Annotated in this window: 12 protein-coding genes, 4 tRNA genes and 1 rRNA gene; all 17 read right to left on the bottom strand. The window is 55.9% G+C overall.

Annotation, left to right across the window (positions count from 1 at the left end; all coding sequences use genetic code 11):
- Positions 1-210: 210 nt before the first annotated feature.
- Complete coding sequence (gene rpoC / locus CKW25_RS15685) at positions 211-4410, bottom strand: DNA-directed RNA polymerase subunit beta' (RefSeq protein ID WP_095080424.1); 4200 nt, start codon at positions 4408-4410, stop codon at positions 211-213.
- A gap of 64 nt (positions 4411-4474) precedes the next feature.
- On the bottom strand, positions 4475-8548 hold the full coding sequence (rpoB, locus tag CKW25_RS15680; RefSeq protein WP_095080423.1) for a DNA-directed RNA polymerase subunit beta: 4074 nt from the start codon (positions 8546-8548) through the stop codon (positions 4475-4477).
- Between the two features lie 220 nt (positions 8549-8768).
- A complete protein-coding gene (gene rplL, locus CKW25_RS15675; protein ID WP_095080422.1) occupies positions 8769-9134 on the bottom strand; it encodes a 50S ribosomal protein L7/L12 in 366 nt (121 codons plus the stop codon).
- An 80-nt stretch (positions 9135-9214) separates the two neighbouring features.
- Entirely contained in the window at positions 9215-9715 is a 501-nt protein-coding gene (rplJ, locus tag CKW25_RS15670; protein ID WP_095080420.1) for a 50S ribosomal protein L10, read from the bottom strand.
- Positions 9716-9914: 199 nt separating this feature from the next.
- A complete protein-coding gene (gene rplA / locus CKW25_RS15665) occupies positions 9915-10610 on the bottom strand; it encodes a 50S ribosomal protein L1 (protein ID WP_095080419.1) in 696 nt (231 codons plus the stop codon).
- Positions 10610-11041, bottom strand: a complete 432-nt coding sequence (gene rplK / locus CKW25_RS15660) for a 50S ribosomal protein L11 (protein WP_003228756.1) — start codon at positions 11039-11041, stop codon at positions 10610-10612. Before rplK ends, rplA begins: the two co-directional genes overlap by 1 nt.
- A gap of 117 nt (positions 11042-11158) precedes the next feature.
- Positions 11159-11692 (bottom strand): transcription termination/antitermination protein NusG, encoded by a 534-nt coding sequence (gene nusG / locus CKW25_RS15655; protein ID WP_095080417.1) that lies wholly within the window; start codon positions 11690-11692, stop codon positions 11159-11161.
- Positions 11693-11701: 9 nt separating this feature from the next.
- On the bottom strand, positions 11702-12070 hold the full coding sequence (secE, locus tag CKW25_RS15650) for a preprotein translocase subunit SecE (protein ID WP_095080416.1): 369 nt from the start codon (positions 12068-12070) through the stop codon (positions 11702-11704).
- A 45-nt stretch (positions 12071-12115) separates the two neighbouring features.
- A tRNA-Trp gene (locus CKW25_RS15645) sits at positions 12116-12191 on the bottom strand.
- A 53-nt stretch (positions 12192-12244) separates the two neighbouring features.
- A complete protein-coding gene (tuf, locus tag CKW25_RS15640) occupies positions 12245-13438 on the bottom strand; it encodes an elongation factor Tu (RefSeq protein WP_007896619.1) in 1194 nt (397 codons plus the stop codon).
- A gap of 85 nt (positions 13439-13523) precedes the next feature.
- Positions 13524-13599: transfer RNA gene (locus CKW25_RS15635), tRNA-Thr, on the bottom strand.
- Positions 13600-13625: 26 nt separating this feature from the next.
- A tRNA-Gly gene (locus CKW25_RS15630) sits at positions 13626-13699 on the bottom strand.
- A gap of 25 nt (positions 13700-13724) precedes the next feature.
- Positions 13725-13809, bottom strand: a tRNA-Tyr gene (locus CKW25_RS15625).
- A gap of 142 nt (positions 13810-13951) precedes the next feature.
- Positions 13952-14398, bottom strand: a complete 447-nt coding sequence (locus CKW25_RS15620) for a hypothetical protein (protein ID WP_095080415.1) — start codon at positions 14396-14398, stop codon at positions 13952-13954.
- A gap of 7 nt (positions 14399-14405) precedes the next feature.
- Positions 14406-15155 (bottom strand): pantothenate kinase, encoded by a 750-nt coding sequence (locus CKW25_RS15615; RefSeq protein ID WP_095080414.1) that lies wholly within the window; start codon positions 15153-15155, stop codon positions 14406-14408.
- Positions 15145-16104, bottom strand: a complete 960-nt coding sequence (birA, locus tag CKW25_RS15610) for a bifunctional biotin--[acetyl-CoA-carboxylase] ligase/biotin operon repressor BirA (protein ID WP_095080413.1) — start codon at positions 16102-16104, stop codon at positions 15145-15147. The genes CKW25_RS15615 and birA overlap by 11 nt, the downstream gene beginning before the upstream one ends.
- 136 nt (positions 16105-16240) lie before the next feature.
- Positions 16241-16356 (bottom strand): 5S ribosomal RNA (rrf, locus tag CKW25_RS15605).
- Positions 16357-16362 lie beyond the last annotated feature (6 nt).

The following is a 16362-nucleotide window of genomic DNA, read 5'->3' as shown; positions in this document are numbered from 1 at the left end:
GCTCCACTGTTGTCTTGCGACGCTATTGTCTTGCAAGAAAAGCAAAATGGCAGGAACGAGTTCCCGCCAAATTTAGGGGTACAAGAGTCTAAAGAGGATCTTGCCCCCAGTCAAGACAAGGCCCCGACCTCCCCGCCCATCCAACCTCGACATTTTGTCTCGATTTGACGAGCGGGGCCGCCGGGGCCCCACCCTTGTTTATCGCAGAACTCAGTTACCGCTCAAGTTCAGCGCTTCGGTCAGTGCAGCTTCCACTTCACTGGCGCTTACGCGCAACGGTTTGTCAGCATCACGGCGACGCTTGCGCTCGCTGTGATAAGCCAGACCGGTACCGGCCGGGATCAGACGACCCACGACCACGTTTTCCTTCAGGCCGCGCAGGTAATCCCGCTTGCCGGTTACCGCCGCTTCGGTCAGTACGCGAGTGGTCTCCTGGAAGGAGGCCGCCGAGATGAACGATTCGGTGGACAACGACGCCTTGGTGATACCCAGCAGAACGCGGGTGAACTTGGAGACGAACTTGTCGTCGCCAGCCAAACGCTCGTTCTCTACCAGGACGTGAGTCAGTTCCATCTGGTCGCCCTTGATGAAAGTGGAATCGCCGGATTCAGCGATTTCAACTTTACGCAGCATCTGACGCAGGATGGTCTCGATGTGCTTATCGTTGATCTTCACGCCTTGCAGACGGTAAACGTCCTGGATCTCGTTGACGATGTACTTGGCCAGCGCACTCACACCCAGCAGACGCAGGATGTCGTGTGGATCGCTCGGGCCGTCGGAGATAACTTCGCCGCGGTTTACCTGTTCGCCTTCGAAGACGTTCAGGTGACGCCACTTCGGAATCAGCTCTTCGTACGGATCGGTACCGTCGTTAGGGGTGATAACCAGACGGCGCTTGCCTTTGGTCTCTTTACCGAACGCGATGGTGCCGCTGACTTCAGCCAGAATCGACGCTTCTTTCGGACGGCGGGCTTCGAACAAGTCGGCAACACGCGGCAGACCACCGGTGATGTCACGGGTCTTCGAAGTTTCTTGCGGAATACGCGCGATAACATCACCGATCGCGATTTTCGCACCATCCGCCACACCGACCAGGGCGTTGGCTGGCAGGAAGTACTGAGCGATTACGTCAGTGCCTGGCAGCAACAGATCCTTGCCGTTGTCGTCGACCATCTTCACCGCAGGACGGATGTCCTTGCCGGCAGCCGGACGGTCTTTGGCGTCAAGTACTTCAATGTTGGTCATACCGGTCAATTCGTCAGTCTGACGCTTGATCGTGATGCCTTCTTCCATGCCCACGTAGGTCACGGTACCTTTCATTTCGGTAACGATCGGGTGAGTGTGCGGATCCCACTTGGCCACGATGGCGCCAGCGTCGACCTTGTCACCTTCTTTAACCGAAATTACCGCACCGTACGGCAGCTTGTAACGCTCGCGCTCACGACCGTAGTCATCAGCGATGGCCAGCTCACCGGAACGGGACACTGCAACCAGGCAACCATCCACTCGCTCAACGTGTTTCAGGTTGTGCAGACGGACGGTACCGCCATTCTTCACCTGAACGCTGTCGGCTGCGGAGGTCCGGCTTGCCGCACCACCGATGTGGAACGTACGCATTGTCAGCTGGGTACCCGGCTCACCGATCGACTGGGCAGCGATAACGCCGACAGCTTCACCGATGTTCACCTGGTGACCACGAGCCAAGTCACGGCCGTAGCACTTGGCGCAAATGCCATAGCGGGTTTCGCAGCTGATCGGCGAACGTACAATCACTTCGTCGATGCTGTTGAGTTCGATGAACTCGACCCACTTCTCGTCAACCAGCGTGCCCGCAGGAACGATGATTTCCTCGGTACCCGGCTTGTACACGTCACGAGCGATAACACGGCCCAGCACGCGCTCACCCAGCGGCTCTACAACGTCGCCGCCTTCGATGTGCGGAGTCATCAGCAGACCATGTTCGGTGCCGCAGTCGACTTCGGTTACAACCAAGTCTTGCGCAACGTCTACCAGACGACGAGTCAGGTAACCGGAGTTCGCGGTTTTCAACGCGGTATCCGCCAGACCTTTACGAGCACCGTGAGTGGAGATGAAGTACTGGAGTACGCTCAAACCTTCACGGAAGTTCGCGGTAATCGGCGTTTCGATGATGGAGCCGTCCGGCTTGGCCATCAGGCCACGCATACCGGCGAGCTGACGGATCTGCGCAGCAGAACCCCGTGCGCCCGAGTCGGCCATCATGTACATCGAGTTGAAGGATTCCTGCTCGACTTCGACGCCATGACGGTCGATGACTTTCTCTTTCGAGAGATTGGCCATCATCGCCTTGGACACTTCGTCGTTCGCCTTGGACCAAAGGTCGATCACTTTGTTGTACTTCTCGCCCTGGGTTACCAGGCCGGAGGCGTACTGGCTTTCGATCTCTTTCACTTCATCGGTGGCAGCACTGATGATGCGGGCTTTTTCATCCGGGATAACGAAGTCGTTAACACCGATGGAAACGCCGGAAATGGTCGAATAGGCAAAACCGGTGTACATCAACTGGTCAGCGAAAATCACGGTCTCTTTCAGACCAACCACGCGGTAGCACTGGTTGATCAGCTTGGAGATCGCCTTTTTCTTCATCGGCAGGTTGACGACGTCGTACGACAGACCTTTTGGCACAACCTGGAACAACAGTGCACGGCCGACAGTGGTGTCGACGATACGGGTGTTGCTCACACTGCCGCCATCACGGTCGTTGACGGTTTCGTTGATCCGCACTTTGACCTTGGCGTGCAGTGCGGCTTCGCCGGCACGGAACACACGGTCAACTTCCTGCAGATCCGCGAACACACGACCTTCGCCCTTGGCGTTGATCGCTTCACGCGTCATGTAGTACAGACCCAATACAACGTCCTGCGACGGAACGATGATTGGCTCACCGTTGGCTGGCGACAGAATGTTGTTGGTCGACATCATCAACGCACGCGCTTCCAGCTGGGCTTCCAGCGTCAGCGGTACGTGCACGGCCATTTGGTCGCCGTCGAAGTCGGCGTTGTACGCAGCGCAGACCAGCGGGTGCAGCTGGATAGCCTTACCTTCGATCAGTACCGGTTCAAACGCCTGGATACCCAGACGGTGAAGGGTCGGTGCACGGTTGAGAAGCACTGGGTGTTCGCGAATCACTTCAGCGAGAACGTCCCAAACCTCTGGCAACTCGCGCTCGACCATCTTCTTGGCAGCTTTGATGGTGGTCGCGAGACCACGCATTTCCAGCTTGCCGAAAATGAACGGTTTGAACAGCTCGAGAGCCATTTTCTTCGGCAGGCCGCACTGGTGCAGACGCAGGGTCGGACCTACGGTAATTACCGAACGACCGGAGTAGTCAACACGCTTACCGAGCAAGTTCTGACGGAAACGACCCTGCTTACCCTTGATCATGTCAGCCAGGGATTTCAGAGGACGCTTGTTGGAACCGGTGATAGCGCGGCCACGACGACCGTTGTCGAGCAAGGCGTCGACAGCTTCCTGCAACATACGCTTTTCGTTGCGCACGATGATGTCCGGAGCGGACAGATCAAGCAGGCGCTTCAAGCGGTTGTTACGGTTGATCACTCGACGATACAGGTCGTTGAGGTCGGAAGTCGCGAAACGACCGCCATCCAACGGGACCAGTGGACGCAGATCTGGCGGCAGAACCGGCAGAACGGTCAGCACCATCCACTCTGGCAAGTTGCCGGAACCCAGGAAGGCCTCCATCAACTTCAGACGCTTGGACAGCTTCTTGATCTTGGTTTCGGAGTTGGTTTGCGGAATTTCTTCGCGCAGACGACCAATCTCGTGCTCCAGGTCGATAGCGTGCAGCAGTTCACGGACAGCTTCGGCACCCATGCGGGCATCGAAATCGTCGCCAAACTCTTCCAGCGCTTCGAAGTACTGCTCGTCGTTGAGCAGCTGACCTTTTTCAAGGGTGGTCATGCCTGGGTCGATAACGACGTAGCTCTCGAAGTAGAGAACGCGCTCGATATCACGCAGGGTCATGTCCATCAGCAAGCCGATACGCGACGGCAGCGATTTCAGGAACCAGATGTGGGCAACTGGCGAAGCCAGTTCGATGTGCGCCATGCGCTCACGACGAACCTTGGCCAGCGCGACTTCAACGCCGCACTTCTCGCAGATCACACCACGGTGCTTCAAGCGCTTGTACTTACCGCACAGGCACTCGTAATCCTTTACCGGGCCAAAGATCTTGGCGCAGAACAGGCCGTCACGCTCAGGTTTGAACGTACGGTAGTTGATGGTTTCCGGCTTTTTAACTTCACCGAACGACCACGAACGGATCATCTCAGGCGATGCCAATCCGATACGGATGGCGTCGAACTCTTCGACTTGACCCTGGTTTTTCAGCAAATTCAGTAGGTCTTTCAAGGCCTTTCCTCCTGGCGGAGCAGAGAGCGGGCAATCCTGCCCCGCTCTCGATTCGCGTCACGTGTTATTCGGTTTCCAGATCGATATCGATGCCGAGGGAACGAATTTCCTTGATCAACACGTTGAAGGACTCGGGCATGCCCGGCTCCATACGGTGATCGCCGTCCACGATGTTTTTGTACATCTTGGTCCGGCCGTTCACATCGTCCGACTTCACTGTGAGCATTTCTTGCAGAGTGTATGCAGCACCGTATGCTTCCAGTGCCCAGACCTCCATCTCCCCGAAACGCTGACCACCGAACTGCGCCTTACCACCCAGCGGCTGCTGGGTAACCAGGCTGTACGAACCGGTAGAACGAGCGTGCATCTTGTCGTCTACCAAGTGGTTCAGCTTCAGCATGTACATGTAGCCAACGGTAACCGGGCGCTCGAACTTGTTGCCGGTACGGCCATCGGTCAGCTGCATCTGGCCGCTTTCCGGCAGGTCTGCCAGTTTCAGCATGGCCTTGATTTCGCTTTCCTTGGCACCGTCGAACACCGGAGTGGCCATCGGTACGCCGCCGCGCAGGTTCTTCGCCAGATCCAGGATTTCCTGGTCGGAGAAGCTATCCAGATCTTCGTTACGACCGCCGATCTCGTTGTAGATCTCGTGCAGGAACTTACGCAGGTCAGCAACCTTGCGCTGCTCTTCGATCATACGGTTGATCTTCTCGCCCAGACCTTTGGCCGCGAGGCCCAAGTGGGTTTCAAGGATCTGACCAACGTTCATACGCGAAGGTACGCCCAGCGGGTTGAGGACCACGTCGACCGGGGTGCCATTGGCATCGTGCGGCATGTCTTCAACCGGCATGATCACGGAGACCACACCTTTGTTACCGTGACGACCGGCCATCTTGTCGCCCGGCTGGATGCGGCGACGGATTGCCAGGTAAACCTTGACGATTTTCAGCACGCCTGGAGCCAGGTCATCGCCCTGCTGCAGTTTGCGCTTCTTGTCTTCGAACTTGTCGTCCAGCAGACGGCGGCGATCAACGATGTAGGCCTGAGCCTTCTCGAGCTGCTCGTTCAGAGCATCTTCAGCCATGCGCAGTTTGAACCACTGACCATGCTCAAGACCGTCGAGAACTTCGTCGGTGATCTCCTGACCTTTCTTCAGACCGGCGCCGCCTTCGGCTTTACGGCCGACCAGAGCGGAACGCAGACGTTCGAAAGTCGCGCCTTCAACGATACGGAACTCTTCGTTCAGGTCCTTGCGGATCTCGTCGAGCTGGGTCTTCTCGATCGACAGTGCACGAGCATCACGCTCAACGCCGTCGCGGGTGAAGACCTGTACGTCGATGACGGTACCCTTGGTGCCGGTAGGCACGCGCAGGGAGGTGTCTTTAACGTCGCTGGCTTTTTCACCGAAGATGGCACGCAACAGCTTCTCTTCCGGAGTCAGCTGGGTCTCGCCTTTCGGAGTGACCTTGCCGACCAGAATGTCGCCTGCGCCAACTTCAGCACCTACGTAAACAATACCGGCTTCGTCCAGCTTGTTCAGTGCAGCTTCACCCACGTTCGGGATGTCTGCAGTGATTTCCTCTGGCCCAAGCTTGGTGTCACGCGCCACACAGGTCAGTTCCTGGATGTGGATCGTGGTGAAGCGATCTTCCTGAACAACACGTTCGGACAGGCAGATGGAGTCTTCGAAGTTGTAACCGTTCCAGGCCATGAACGCGATACGCATGTTCTGACCCAGCGCCAGCTCACCCATGTCGGTGGACGGGCCGTCAGCCATGATGTCGCTGCGCTGAACCCGATCACCCTTGCGAACCAGCGGACGCTGGTTGATGCAAGTGTTCTGGTTGGAGCGGGTGTATTTGGTCAGGTTGTAGATGTCGACACCAGCTTCGCCGGTTTCAACTTCGTCATCGGCAACACGAACCACGATACGGCTGGCGTCGACGGAATCGATCACGCCGCCACGACGAGCCACGACGCAAACGCCGGAGTCGCGAGCCACGTTACGCTCCATGCCGGTACCTACCAGCGGCTTGTCAGCGCGCAGGGTCGGTACAGCTTGACGCTGCATGTTCGAACCCATCAACGCACGGTTGGCGTCGTCGTGCTCGAGGAACGGGATCAGCGACGCTGCAACCGAAACTACCTGCTTCGGCGATACGTCCATCAAGGTGACGTCTTCCGGCGCCTTGACGGTGAACTCGTTCAAGTGACGAACAGCTACCAGTTCATCGATCAGCACTTTCTTGTCGTTCATCGTGGCCGAAGCCTGAGCGATCACGTGATCAGCTTCTTCGATGGCGGACAGGAACACGATCTCGTCGGTGACCAGGGCGTCTTTCACCACACGGTACGGGCTCTCGAGGAAGCCGTACTGGTTGGTGCGCGCATAGGCCGCCAGGGAGTTGATCAGACCGATGTTCGGACCTTCCGGCGTTTCAATCGGGCATACACGACCGTAGTGAGTCGGGTGTACGTCTCGAACTTCAAAGCCTGCACGCTCACGAGTCAAACCGCCAGGGCCGAGTGCAGAAACACGACGCTTGTGGGTGATCTCGGACAGCGGGTTGTTCTGGTCCATGAACTGGGACAGCTGGCTGGAACCGAAGAACTCTTTCACCGCCGCAGCCACTGGCTTGGCGTTGATCAGGTCTTGCGGCATCAGGCCTTCGCTTTCAGCCATCGACAGACGCTCTTTGACCGCACGCTCAACACGTACCAGGCCAACGCGGAACTGGTTCTCGGCCATTTCGCCTACGCAGCGAACACGACGGTTACCCAGGTGGTCGATGTCATCGACGATGCCTTTACCGTTACGGATGTCGACCAGGGTCTTCAGTACCGCGACGATGTCTTCCTTGCACAACACGCCCGAACCTTCGATCTCGGTACGACCGATACGACGGTTGAACTTCATCCGGCCGACCGCAGACAGGTCATAGCGCTCAGGGCTGAAGAACAGGTTGTTGAACAGGGTCTCGGCAGCGTCTTTGGTTGGCGGCTCGCCTGGACGCATCATGCGATAGATCTCGACCAGCGCTTCCAATTGGTTGCTGGTGGAGTCGATCTTCAGGGTGTCGGAGACGAACGGACCGCAGTCGATATCGTTGGTGTACAGAGTCTCGATGCGAACAACCTGGGACTTGGCGATTTTCGCCAGGATCTCGGTGTTCAGCTCGGTGTTGCACTCAGCCAGGATTTCGCCGGTTGCCGGATGCACGATGACCTTGGCGGTAGTGCGACCCAGGACGTAGTCCAGGGGCATAACCAACTCTTTGATCCCGGCTTTTTCCAGCTGGTTGATGTGGCGAGCAGTGATACGACGACCCTGTTCGACAATAACCTTGCCCTTGTCATCGAGGATATCGATAACAGCGATTTCACCACGCAGGCGCTGAGGCACCAGTTCCAGGCTGATGCTTTCGCCCTGCACGTGGAAAACGTTGGTGGTGTAGAACGCGTCGAGGACTTGTTCAGTGGTATAGCCGAGCGCGCGCAGCAATACCGATGCAGGCAGCTTGCGACGACGGTCGATACGCACGAACACGCAGTCTTTCGGGTCGAACTCGAAGTCCAGCCACGAACCGCGGTAAGGAATGATCCGCGCGGAGTACAGCAGTTTACCGGAGCTGTGCGTCTTGCCACGGTCGTGGTCGAAGAACACGCCCGGGGAACGGTGCAGCTGGGAAACGATTACACGCTCGGTACCGTTGATTACGAAGGTACCGTTTTCAGTCATCAGGGGAATTTCACCCATGTAGACTTCTTGCTCTTTGATGTCCTTGATCGCTTTGTTCGACGATTCTTTGTCGAAAATGATCAGGCGCACTTTTACCCGCAAAGGTACGGCGTAAGTTACACCGCGCAATACGCATTCTTTGACATCAAATGCCGGTTCGCCCAGGCGATAACCGACGTACTCCAGCGCAGCATTGCCGGAGTAGCTGATGATCGGGAAAACGGATTTGAAGGCCGCATGCAGGCCCACGTCGCGGAACTGATCTTTAGTCGCTCCCGCTTGCAAGAATTCACGATACGAATCCAGCTGGATGGCCAGGAGGTACGGCACATCCATGACGTCCGGCAACTTGCTAAAGTCCTTGCGGATACGTTTTTTCTCAGTATATGAGTAAGCCATCAGCGTTCCCCAGCTTGGTCACCTGCTTGTTTGGCCCCTCCCGACGGGAGCAGCCAGAAAATCGTGCAAACCCCATGGTTTGCGCCACCACATCGGGTGGTTACAGCTCGTTATCAGCACCGACCCAGTCGGCTGCCAATAACGGAAAAAGGCCGGTGGCAAGAGCCACCAGCCATCAGCCTTTCGCTTAACGCTCGGGCTGGAGACGCAAAGTCGATGCTTACTTCAGCTCGACTTTAGCGCCTGCTTCTTCCAGAGTGGCTTTTGCTTTGTCAGCTGCGTCTTTCGAAACAGCTTCCAGAACCATGCCAGGAGCGCCGTCAACTACAGCCTTGGCTTCTTTCAAGCCCAGACCGGTCAGCTCACGTACTGCCTTGATCACGTTAACTTTCTTCTCGCCAGCTTCCAGCAGCATGACGTTGAATTCAGTTTGCTCTTCAGCAACAGCAGCAACAGCAGCAGGACCTGCGGAAGCAGCGGCAGCGGAAACGCCGAACTTCTCTTCCATTGCTTTGATCAGTTCAACGATTTCCAGAACGGATTTTTCGCCGATTGCTTCGATGATTTGGTCGTTAGTCAGAGACATGACTATAAATTCCTGTATTGGGGTGACAGCCTACGCGGCCATCGAAATAAACAATAAACGCTGAAAGGAGTCGCTCAGCCTTAGGCTGCAACAGCTTCTTTCTGGTCGCGAAGGGCCGCCAGAGTACGAGCCAATTTGCTGGTTGCGCCTTGAATCACGCTCATCAGCTGAGAAATTGCTTCGTCACGGGTCGGCAGGCTTGCCAGTACGTCGATCTGATTAGCTGCGAGGTACTTGCCCTCGAACGCAGCTGCCTTGATCTCGAACTTATCCTGACCTTTGGCGAATTCCTTGAACAAACGGGCAGCAGCGCCAGGATGTTCATTGGAGAACGCGATCAAGGTCGGGCCGGTGAACACGTCGTTGAGAACACTGTATTCAGTGTCAGCAACAGCGCGCTTGAGCAGGGTGTTACGTACAACACGTACGTAAACACCAGCTTCACGAGCCTCTTTACGGAGTCCGGTCATCGCGCTTACTGTTACGCCACGGGCATCAGCCACGACAGCGGACAGAGCGACTTTGGCAGCCTCGTTGACTTCAGCGACGATGGCCTTCTTGTCTTCGAGTTTAATTGCCACGGGTTTAACTCCTGCTTGTTACCGTTTCATCCAGCCGAAGCCGGATGTCGTTTTGGTGTCTGATTCGGTAAGGAACCGGGAGCACCATCTGCGTAGGCTTGAGGTTTAAGACTTGCGTCGCCTACGGTCTTGGATAGCCCCCGCCAGGCAGGGACCCCAATTTTTTCAATTGGCGCGATCGCTCGCACCAATGTGTTTCTTATACGTCCAGCGAGCCTTGGTCGATGACCAGACCTGGGCCCATAGTGGTGCTCAGGGTAACGCGCTTGACGTAGATGCCTTTCGAGGAAGCTGGCTTGATGCGCTTCAGATCAGCGATCAGGGCTTCAACGTTTTCCTTCAGCTTGACGGCGTCGAAGCCAACCTTGCCAACGGAAGTGTGGATGATGCCGTTTTTGTCGGTGCGATAACGAACCTGACCAGCCTTGGCGTTTTTAACCGCGTTAGCTACGTCTGGAGTTACGGTGCCGACTTTAGGGTTAGGCATCAGACCACGTGGACCGAGGATCTGACCCAACTGACCTACAACGCGCATGGCATCCGGGGATGCGATAACTACGTCGAAGTTCAGGTTGCCGGCTTTCATTTCGGCAGCCAGGTCGTCCATGCCTACGCGATCAGCGCCGGCGGCCAGAGCAGCTTCAGCTGCTGGGCCTTGGGTGAACACTGCAACGCGAACAGTCTTGCCAGTGCCGTGTGGCAGCACAGTAGCGCTACGAACAACCTGGTCAGATTTACGCGGGTCAACACCCAGGTTTACAGCGATGTCTACCGACTCGCTGAACTTGACGGTCGACAGCTCGGTCAGGAGAGCTGCAGCATCAACGAAGCTGTAGGCTTTACCCGCTTCGATTTTGCCGGCGATAGCCTTTTGGCGCTTGGTCAGCTTAGCCATTACACACCCTCCACGTTAAGGCCCATGCTACGAGCAGAACCGGCGATAGTACGCACGGCTGCATCCATATCAGCTGCAGTCAGATCCGCGTTTTTGGTTTTCGCGATTTCTTCCAGCTGAGCACGAGTTACGGTGCCAACCTTAACGGTGTTCGGACGAGCGGAACCGCTAGTCAAACCAGCAGCCTTCTTCAGCAGAACCGAAGCCGGGGTCGACTTGGTTTCGAACGTGAAGCTACGGTCGCTGTAGACAGTGATGATCACTGGAGTCGGCAGACCAGCTTCAAGACCCTGGGTACGGGCGTTGAAAGCCTTGCAGAATTCCATGATGTTCACGCCGTGCTGACCCAGGGCCGGACCAACAGGTGGGCTTGGGTTAGCCTGAGCGGCCTTCACTTGCAGCTTGATGTAAGCGGTAATTTTCTTGGCCATGAGGCACTCCAATTACGGGTTCAAACGCCTCGAAAGGCTCCCCGGTTACTTGCGCGTTTATCCCAGTGACGACAAAACCCCACAGCCTAGGGCTGCGGGGTTGGGATGCTTGTTCGGCTAGACCTTTTCGACCTGGCTGAACTCTAGCTCTACCGGAGTAGAGCGACCGAAAATGAGCACTGCCACTTGGATCCGGCTCTTTTCGTAATTAACTTCTTCGACCGTGCCGTTAAAATCGGCAAACGGACCGTCGGTAACACGAACCACTTCACCTGGCTCGAACAACGTCTTCGGCTTCGGCTTGTCGCTACCATCAGCAACACGACGCAGAATCGCTTCTGCCTCTTTATCAGTGATCGCCGCAGGCTTATCAGCTGTACCGCCGATAAAGCCCATTACCCGAGGAGTATCCTTGACCAAGTGCCAAGTACCCTCGTTCATATCCATCTGAACCAGCACATAACCAGGGAAGAACTTGCGCTCGCTTTTGCGTTTCTGGCCATTACGCATTTCAACCACTTCTTCAGTGGGAACCAGAATTTCGCCGAAGCCATCTTCCATGCCTGCCAGCTTTACGCGCTCTACCAGCGAGCGCATCACATGCTTCTCGTAACCCGAGTAAGCATGCACAACATACCAACGCTTAGCCACGGGACACCCTTAGCCGACAATCAAGGAAACAAGCCAGCCGAGCAGGGAATCAAGACCCCACAACAGCAACGCCATAACCAGAACAACAGCCACCACAATCAGGGTGGTCTGCGTGGTTTCTTGGCGAGTTGGCCAAACGACTTTACGAATCTCGGCGCGAGCTTCCTTAACCAGTACAAAGAAAGACTTGCCCTTCGCCGTCTGCAGGCCTACAAAGGCAGCTACAGCAGCAATGGCAAGCAAAGCGAGTACACGGTACAGGATCGGCGAAGCAGAGTAATACTGATTGCCAACAACGCCAACAACCACCAAAGCAGCTACTACTAGCCACTTGAGCAGATCGAAGCGAGAGCCTTGAGCTTCAGCTTTAGGAGTCATCTATGAAGATCCTGTGAAAAGAAAGCCAGACACACTGAGTGAATCTGGCAGGTCAGGAGGGAATCGAACCCCCAACCTACGGTTTTGGAGACCGTCGCTCTGCCAATTGAGCTACTGACCTAAAACAAAATCAGGCCGACCATTATGCCGGCCCGAAAAAGACATTACAACAATTTACTCGATAACCTTTGCTACGACACCAGCGCCGACGGTACGACCGCCTTCACGGATAGCGAAACGCAGACCATCTTCCATCGCGATGGTTTTGATCAGGGTGACCGTCATCTGAACGTTGTCACCCGGCATTACCATTTCGACGCCTTCCGGCAGTTCGCAGTTACCGGTCACGTCAGTGGTCCGGAAGTAGAACTGTGGACGGTAGCCCTTGAAGAACGGCGTATGACGACCGCCCTCTTCTTTGCTCAGAACGTAAACTTCAGCAGTGAACTTGGTGTGCGGCTTGACGGTGCCTGGCTTGACCAGAACCTGACCACGCTCAACGTCGTCACGCTTGGTCCCCCGCAGCAGTACGCCGCAGTTCTCGCCAGCACGACCCTCGTCCAGCAGTTTGCGAAACATCTCCACACCCGTGCAAGTCGTCTTGACCGTGTCACGAAGACCAACGATCTCGACTTCTTCCTGGATGCGAACAATGCCACGCTCAACACGACCAGTTACTACCGTACCACGACCAGAGATCGAGAATACGTCTTCAATTGGCATCAGGAACGGCTTGTCGATAGCACGCTCAGGCTGCGGAATATAGCTGTCCAGCGTCTCGACCAACTTCTTGACGGCAGTGGTGCCCATCTCGTTGTCGTCTTGACCATTCAGCGCCATCAGCGCCGAACCAATGATGATCGGAGTGTCGTCACCCGGGAAATCGTAAGTGCTGAGCAAGTCACGCACTTCCATCTCAACCAGCTCCAGCAGCTCAGCGTCGTCAACCATGTCAGCCTTGTTCAGGAAGACAACGATGTACGGAACGCCTACCTGGCGGGACAACAGGATGTGCTCACGGGTTTGCGGCATCGGACCATCAGCGGCCGAGCAAACCAGGATCGCGCCATCCATCTGAGCAGCACCGGTAATCATGTTTTTTACGTAGTCGGCGTGACCGGGGCAGTCAACGTGTGCATAGTGACGCACGGCCGAATCGTATTCAACGTGAGCGGTATTAATGGTAATGCCACGAGCTTTTTCTTCAGGGGCGCTATCGATCTTGTCGAAGTCAACCTTCGCCGAACCGAACACTTCGGAGCAGACGCGAGTCAGAGCAGCAGTCAGAGTAGTTTTACCGTGGTCGACGTGACCAATGGTGCCTACGTTGACGTGCGGCTTATTACGTTCGAACTTTTCCTTAGCCATCGAATTCACCCCTACAGAGAAGAATTAAACAAGTCACACTAGCCATTAAAACAAAGGCAGATATTTTCATATCTGCCTTGTTATATGGAGCTCTTGAGCGGATTTGAACCGCTGACCTCACCCTTACCAAGGGTGTGCTCTACCAACTGAGCTACAAGAGCGAAACACTTTGCACAACCTGCGAACTTGGAGCGGGTAGCGGGAATCGAACCCGCATCATCAGCTTGGAAGGCTGAGGTTCTACCACTAAACTATACCCGCGTAAGCTTGCAGCTCACGCTAAAAATGGTGGAGGGGGAAGGATTCGAACCTTCGAAGTCGTAGACGTCAGATTTACAGTCTGATCCCTTTGGCCGCTCGGGAACCCCTCCTAAGCGAGCCGGCATTCTACATCATGCCAGCCTTCTGTCAAGCATTTTCTCATTAAAAACCTGAGGTTAGCTGCGTTGACATCGTCCCGCGGTGGCTGCCGTTAAAGGCGTTCACTGTGGAGCGGGCGCCATTCTATGCAACCTATTGAGCAGTTGCAACCCCCTCGCACCGCATTATTTTATGTTTTAACTCATTGAATTCATTAGCAAGGTTCTGTAGCACGGAATCGTCGGCCAAACGCCGGCTTTCCGGAGTCACCCGCATCCAGTAACCCGCGGAATCGGCAAGCGAAGTCGATAGCTGTTGAACCTTCACGCCAAGCGAGGCCAAACGCACTTCGAATGCGCTTGCAGTTTCCTGACGAGCAAAGCCCCCGAGATAAAGGCAGTTGTCATCAACCGCAGCCGACCGCCCCTTGTCCCGCGCAGCAGCGGCTTCAGGCTTTTCGCTCAACAGCCGGATGTCCTGCTGCGAGCCCCGATACAAGTTCAATGGAGTGACATCCTTGGCACGCAAAGGGGCTTCCTGTTGATGCCAGACGTAATAGAACACGTTGAGTACGAGCAGAAGCAGAAACAACCAACGCATATAGACCTCAGGACAATGGACACGCCATGGCCAAACCTACAAAGACAAGATCCGGCATCACCCTCGCCCGCGGCACTACGCCCGAAACGAGGCTCGCATCGCCACCGGTGAGAAACACCGAGAAATCCTCCCCCCAATACTCACGCGCCAGCTCAAGCTGAGTCAGGACAAACCCTCTTAGCATCAATGAACATCCACGCTCTACAGCCTCTACTGTATTTCGTCCCGGCTCAAAGCTTTCCAGGGCTCGGGATGCCGCGACATCGTCATAGCGAATGCGCCGCGTGTGGGTACGCAACTGGTGGCGCATCAAGGGCATTCCTGGACAGATAAAGCCGCCCAGGTGCCTGCCATCCGCCGCAACAAAGTCCGCAGTGAGTGCCGTACCGAAATCGAGAACCAGGCATGCTCCCGAGGCCAGGTGATAAGCCCCGAGCATTGCCAGCCAGCGATCAAGCCCCAACCGCTGAAAATCGTCATAGCCATTGTGCACGCCGGACATTTCACGAGCGGGTGCTGCGCACAACACCGAAACAGCAAACGCATCGACCAGCATGGACACCAGCGCAGTCGTCTCGTCATTGGTTCTCACACTGACCAGGCGGCAGTGCTTGAGATTCAACCCGACACAGCCACGCAGACTCTCCAGCAACGCGAGATCCGAGTCCACAACACCTTCGGCAAACAATTTTGCGGCATCTGCATGCAACACTCGCCACTTGATAAAGCTGTTACCACAGTCGAGCTCAAGAATCATCGCGCAGCCTCAGACTTAGCTCGCCACCACTGAAAACCTTTTCGGTATCACCCACTTTCAAGCGCAATGCACCCTGCCCATCAATCCCCATGACAACACCGTCAATCCGGTTCACACCCGCAATCAATGAAACAGCGCGCCCCTGCCATAAGTGGCCGCGCTCCCAGTCTTCTTGAAGCGCCGAGAAACCTGACAATTGATGACGCGCCAGATAGCCCTGCAGCACATCGTTCAAACGCGCCACCAACAGGTTGCGATCAAATGCCCTGCCCGCCTCGAGACGCATGGAGGTCCATTGCTGATCAACCTCATCAGCCTCCTGCATATTCACATTAATGCCGACACCCAGGACGACGTGACACACATCGGCCGGATCCCCGACCAACTCCAACAATATACCGGCAATCTTTTTCTCGCCGACCAGGACATCGTTAGGCCACTTCAACCCAGCGGCAGTGATACCCAGATCGCGTAGCGTCTGCATCACCGCGAGGCCGACGACCAGGCTCAACCCCTCCAGCTGTCGCATTCCGCCTTCTATGCGCAAGACGAGGCTGTAGTAGATATTTTCCGCGAAAGGGCTCACCCACTTTCGACCCCGTCGACCCCGCCCCGCCGTTTGACGCTCTGCCAGCACGAGAAAGGGCGCCGGTACCCCGCGGTCTATGGAACGCAGCGCCTCTGCATTGGTCGAGTCAATCGAATCAAATACCAGCGCCGGCCAATTGCCCTGCGCAGAAGAGCTGGTAATTTCCAGGCCATCGAGGAGTGTCAACGGTGCGCTCAGCTGATAACCACGACCCCGGACCTTATGAATGGACAGACCCAACTCTGCTTCCAGGTGCTGGAGTTGCTTCCAGACAGCACTGCGGCTGATACCCAGAGCGGCGCCAAGCGCCTGCCCCGAGTGGAAACGACCATCCTTCAAGAGTTTCAACAACGTCAGCATGCACGTATCGCCTCACAATGAGGCCCGCATGATAGCCATGCCCCGGGCCGTTGCATAGAAACCGTAATCGCCAACTTTTTCGCGCACAAAAACAAAACCCCTACCTGCGTACGCAGATAGGGGTTTCGGAATTTAATCTTGACGATGACCTACTCTCACATGGGGAAACCCCACACTACCATCGGCGATGCATCGTTTCACTGCTGAGTTCGGGATGGGATCAGGTGGTTCCAATGCTCTATGGTCGTCAAGAAATTC

The organism is Pseudomonas sp. Irchel s3h17, from assembly GCF_900187505.1.
Classification (GTDB): Bacteria; Pseudomonadota; Gammaproteobacteria; order Pseudomonadales; family Pseudomonadaceae; genus Aquipseudomonas.
The sequence above is the reverse complement of the archived record's forward strand: the minus strand, read 5'-3'. Positions and strand labels throughout refer to the sequence as shown.